We start from the raw sequence: 3,720 nt of genomic DNA, 5'->3' as shown, positions 1-3,720 counted from the left end.
ACGGGCGGCGAGCCGGCGCAGGGCCGGCGCCAAGGGCGGGACGTTGGACATCGCTTGCCGTACCTCACGGGTCGTACGAGGGCAGCACGAAGGGCCCGTTCGGGCGCGTGCTGAGCGGGGGACCACTCAGGTGTAACGGTCACCGAGCGGAGTCCCAAACGGGGTGACGTACTACGGCGTGTAGTCGGCGTGGCGCCGGAGATTCAAACCCGATGGAGTACCGATCATGAGATCCGATCGTCCAGGCCCGCTCCGGCGCGCCCGCCGGTTCCCCCGGGCGCGCTACTACCGCCGGTCGTACCGGGCCGCGGGCCTGTGACCAGCGCCACGCGCGGCCCGGGTTTGGCGGGCTCGAACCGCTTTCGTGCGGACCGCTGACCGGTCCGGCCCGCTGCGGCACCATCGAGCCATGTATGGCAACAGGAGCGAAGACCCCGACGCCAGTGACCGCCCGAGCCTGCCGGACCGCCGCTTCGCCGCCCTGCGCGGCTGCGAGCGGCTGCTGTCCGGCGTCCGGCCGCAGAGCATCCGCGAACGCCTCGCCGACCTGGCCGGCCCGCTCCCGGACGCCGGCCCCGGGCCGGACGCCGCTCCCGGCTCGGACGCCGCTCCCGGGCCGGATGCCGCTCCCGGCTCGGACGCCGCCGCCGGGCCGCACGCCGTCCCCGACCTGGACGGCCGCCCGGACCAGTACGGCGACGGCGTGGTCCGCACCCTGGAGCACCGGGTCGCCGGGCTGCTCGGCACCGAGGACGCGACCTTCTTCCCGACCGGCACCATGGCCCAGCAGATCGCCCTGCGGATCCACGCCGAGGCGGCCGGCCCACGCACCGTGGTCACCCACCCGCTGGCCCACACCGACCGGCACGAGCGGCACGCGCTCGGCGTCCTGTCCGGCCTGCGCAGCCTCTGGCCGACGACCGAGCCGCGCCAGCCCACCGCCGAGGAGCTGCGCGCCCTGGACGAGCCGTACGCCGCGCTCAGCCTGGAGCTGCCGCTGCGCGACGCCGGGTTCGTGCTGCCGGGCTGGGCGGAGCTGGTGGAGCTGGCCGCGGTGGTGCGGGAGGAGCACGGTGCGGCGCTGCACCTGGACGGCGCCCGGATCTGGGAGTCCGCGGTCGCCCTCGGCCGGCCGCTGCCGGAGGTCGTCGCCCTGGCCGACTCGGTCTACGTCTCCTTCTACAAGACGCTCGGCGGGATCAGCGGCGCCGCGCTGGCGGGTCCGGGCGGCTTCGTCCGCACCGCCCGGGCCTGGCGGCACCGCTACGGCGGGCAGCTCTACCAGCAGTGGCCGTTCGCGCTGGCCGCGCTGACCGGACTGGAGCGCGAACTGCCGCGGCTGCCCGGGTACGTGGCGCACGCCCGGACGGTCGCCGCGGCGCTGGCCCGGGCGTTCGCCGCCGTCCCCGGCGCCCGGGTGCACCCGGCCCCGCCGCACACCCACCAGTTCCAGCTCTGGCTGCCGCACCCGGTCGGGGAGTTGGAGGAGGCCGGACTGGGGCTGGCCGAGGACACCGGGATCGGGCTGTTCGGCGCCTGGCGCGCGGGCGGGCCGCCCGGGCTGTCGATGACCGAGGTCACGGTCGCCGCGCCCGCCCTCGACTGGACCGCCGCGGACGTCACGGTGGCGGCGACCGCGGCTCCGACCCGGGCCCGCGCCCGAGGCAGAGCTGGGGCCAGCCGCGAGGCCCGAGCCCCGGCCAGGGCCGGAACCAAGGACCCGGTCAGGGGCCCGGCCAGGGCCGCAACCAGGGCCCCGGCGGTCCGGCCAAAGCTCCGCCTCCGCCGTCGTGGCGCCGCTGGCTGCTGCCCGTCGCGGTGCTGGTCACGCTGCTCCTGCTGGTGCTCTTCTCCAGTTCCGGCAAGCCCGGCACGCGCTACGGCTACTCCGACTTCGTGAGCCGGGTGGACTCCGGCCAGGTGCAGACCGTGAACGTCAGTGACACCGGCGGGGTGAGCGGCACGCTCAAGGACGGCACCCACTTCACCAGCCAGATCCCCACCGCCCTGGACACCTCCCAGCTCAGCGGCGCGCTCGCCGACCACCACGTGACGGTCACCGGCAGCCGGAGCAGCAGTGGCTCGATCTGGTCGACCCTGCTGCTGTTCCTGCCGCTGCTGATCTTCGGTGCGCTCTTCCTCTGGTCCGGCCGGATGGCCGCCCGCTCGCTGGGCGGCGGTCTGAGCGCCATCGGGCGGTCCCGGGCCAAGATCATCGAGGCCGAGCGGCCGGACACCGGGTTCGCCGACGTGGCCGGGTACGAGGGGGTGAAGCAGGAGGTCAGCGAGGTGGTCGACTTCCTGCGCAGCCCGGAGCGGTACGCCGCCGCCGGGGCCAAGGGACCACGTGGGGTGATCATGGTCGGGCCGCCGGGCACCGGCAAGACCCTGCTCGCCCGGGCGGTCGCCGGCGAGGCCTCGGTGCCCTTCCTCTCGGTGACCGGCTCCGGCTTCGTGGAGATGTTCGTCGGCGTCGGCGCCTCCCGGGTCCGCGACCTCTTCGACGAGGCCCGCAAACGCGCACCGTCGATCATCTTCATCGACGAGATCGACGCCGTCGGCGGCCGGCGCGCGGGCGGCACCCGGTTCGGCGGCAACGACGAGCGCGAGCAGACCCTGAACCAGCTGCTCGCCGAGATGGACGGCTTCGACCAGAGCACCGGCATCGTCGTCATCGCCGCCACCAACCGCCCGGACGCCCTCGACCCGGCCCTGCTGCGCCCCGGCCGCTTCGACCGGCAGGTCACCGTCCCGCTGCCCAACCAGGCCGAGCGGGCCGCCATCCTCGCCGTGCACTCCCGCGGCAAGACCCTGTCCCCGGACGTCGACCTCGGACGGCTCGCCCGCGGCACCCCCGGCTTCTCCGGCGCCGACCTCGCCAACCTGGTCAACGAGGCCGCCATCAACGCCGTGCGCGCCGACCGGGCCACCCTCACCGCCGACGACCTCGACACCGCCCGCGACCGGGTGCTGCTCGGCCGCCGGGAGTCCTCCAACGCGCTGCTGCCCGAGGAGCGGCACGCCGTCGCGGTGCACGAGTCCGGGCACGCGCTGATGGCCGCGCTGTGCGAGCGCGCCGACCCGGTCGCCAAGGTGACCATCCTCCCGGCCGGCGTCGCCCTCGGCGCCACCGAGCAGCTGCCCGAGGCCGAGCGGCACCTGTACAGCGAGGGCTACCTGACCGACCTGCTCACCGTCCAGCTCGGCGGCCGCGCGGCGGAACTGGTGGTCTTCGGCGAAGGCTCCACGGGCGCCGCCAACGACCTCGCCAACGCCACCTCGGTCGCCACCCGGATGGTCCGGGAATTCGGCCTCTCCCCGGAGCTCGGGCCGGTCGGCTACTCCAGCGGCACCCCGCACTACCTCGGCGACAACCCCGAGGACCTGCTGCGCCGCCCGTACTCCGAGCAGACCCAGCGCGCCGTGGACGAGGCGGTGGCCGGCCTGCTGCGCCAGGCCGAGCGGCGGGCCCTCGGCCTGCTCACCGAGCACCGGCACCACCTGGACGAGCTGGCGGCGCTGCTGGTGGCCCAGGAGACGGTGGACGGCGCGGTGGTGCTCGACATCCTGACGCACCCGGCGCCGGGCCCCGAGCGGCCGGTCTCGCTGCGGAAGCCGGACGGGCCGGCGGACGTGGACGGGATCGAGGAGCTGTTCGAGGTGATCGTGGACGGCAACGTCGCCAAGGCCGAGGGCCTGCCCGGCAAGCCCGCCCCCGAC

2 protein-coding genes are annotated in these 3,720 nt (G+C 75.5%); both read left to right on the top strand.

Translation table 11 applies throughout. The features are described from left to right. The first annotated feature begins 409 nt into the window (after positions 1-409). The gene (locus ACIQOV_RS05595) at positions 410-1,900 is read left to right on the top strand and encodes a threonine aldolase family protein (RefSeq protein ID WP_401045234.1); all 1,491 of its coding nucleotides are present in this window, start codon (positions 410-412) and stop codon (positions 1,898-1,900) included. Continuing rightward, the coding region (gene ftsH / locus ACIQOV_RS05590; RefSeq protein WP_401045231.1) for an ATP-dependent zinc metalloprotease FtsH at positions 1,819-3,720 on the top strand (1,902 nt) is incomplete at its 3' end. The genes ACIQOV_RS05595 and ftsH, both read left to right, overlap by 82 nt.

Origin of the sequence: Kitasatospora sp. NPDC091257 (genome assembly GCF_044757675.1) — a bacterium.
Taxonomy (GTDB): domain Bacteria; phylum Actinomycetota; class Actinomycetes; order Streptomycetales; family Streptomycetaceae; genus Kitasatospora; species Kitasatospora lactacystinica.
This window is presented reverse-complemented; position numbering and strand designations above follow the sequence as displayed.

Excerpts from the sequence above, each read along its gene's own strand:
- ACIQOV_RS05595 (WP_401045234.1), top strand. The coding sequence starts at position 410 with ATGTATGGCAACAGGAGCGAAGACCCCGACGCCAGTGACCGCCCGAGC.